Genomic DNA, 1,334 nt, shown 5'->3' on the forward strand with positions numbered 1-1,334 from the left:
AATTCACGCCACAGCGCCAAGTTCTATGTCATAATGCGTGCACCGTAACGACGACCTGACGCGATGCACCTGTGCAAGCACGACCTTCTGCAAATGGACGACGAGTGGCTGAAGAGGCCGCCGGCGGAGCTTTTGCTGGAGGTATCGCGTCGCCTGCTGCACGACGTCAAGGAGCTACACGATCGGTTGAACCAAAACCCGGACAACAGCTCGCGGCCGCCTACCAGCCAGGCGCCATGGGAGAGAGTCAGCGACGCGGAAGCGGAGATGGGCAAGGATACAGCAGTCGAGACCGACATGGCAGAAGCCCCGGCCGAAGAGGAGACGGGAGCCGCGGAGGCAGCGCAAAAGACGGCCAAAGCGCAAGTCAAGCCCCGATCAGAGCCGCAGGCCGCAAAGAAGAAGCCCGGCAAGCAGCCTGGCAGTCCGGGCTTTGGCCGCACCCAGAAACTGACGGTGACCGCTACGTGCGAGCACCGACCGGAGCACTGTGCGGCTTGTACGGCAGCGCTGGCAGCGGACGCCAAGTCACAGGCTTACACGGGCTGGGACGAAATCGACATTGCGCCGCCGGTAGAAGGCAGGATTGGGCTGATGTTCAGTGTCACGCGTCATCTTCTGCTCGAAACGGAGTGTACCTGTGGTCATGTCAGCCGTGCGCAGCCCTGGCGGGCACCGCCTGACAGCCAGTGGGGGAAAGTCGAGTTGGGCGAGTGGCGCCTGGTTGGTCCTCAGTTGGCCGGAATCCTTGTTTTCCTCCATCTGCGCATGCGTCTGTCGCGGGCGCGTATTCGCGAGGAACTGATGGAATTGTTCGGCCTGCTGCTGAGCACCGGTGTGATCGACGAGGCGATCCGCGAAGCGGGGCGCGCGAGTTTCCCGCTGGAGGACGTGTTGGTAGCCGACATCATTCAGGCGCCGCTACTGAATGTGGATGAAACGTCGTGGAAGGAATCCGGCCTGCGGCTGTGGCTGTGGGCTCTGGTCACGACCTACACGGCACTCTTCCTGATTGGCCCGCGCAGCGCGGAAATGCTGGAGAATGCCCTGCAGGACGGCTTTCACGGCATTCTCATCAGCGATGGCTACGTGGTCTACCGCGCCTGGAAAAACCGCCTGCGCTGCTGGCCGCATCTGATACGCAAGCTGCGAGGCCTGGCAGAATCAAGCGATGGACGGGTGGCAGGGGTCGGGAAGGAGATGGCAAGCATCATGCAAATGCTGATGGACGCCATTTACGAGGCGCGGGTCGATCCGCCGCCGGAAGGACTGCCGGTGCGCTACGCCACCGACATCGAGCGGCTAAAGCACCTGTGCGAAACGCATCGGATGGA

1 protein-coding gene is annotated in these 1,334 nt (G+C 62.4%); it reads left to right on the forward strand.

Annotation, left to right across the window (positions count from 1 at the left end; genetic code table 11):
• Window positions 1–63: 63 nt before the first annotated feature.
• The coding region (locus tag ACCAA_RS21590; RefSeq protein ID WP_186409310.1) for an IS66 family transposase at window positions 64–1,334 on the forward strand (1,271 nt) is incomplete at its 3' end.

The sequence above is a fragment of the Candidatus Accumulibacter aalborgensis genome (assembly GCF_900089955.1).
Classification (GTDB): domain Bacteria; phylum Pseudomonadota; class Gammaproteobacteria; order Burkholderiales; family Rhodocyclaceae; genus Accumulibacter; species Accumulibacter aalborgensis.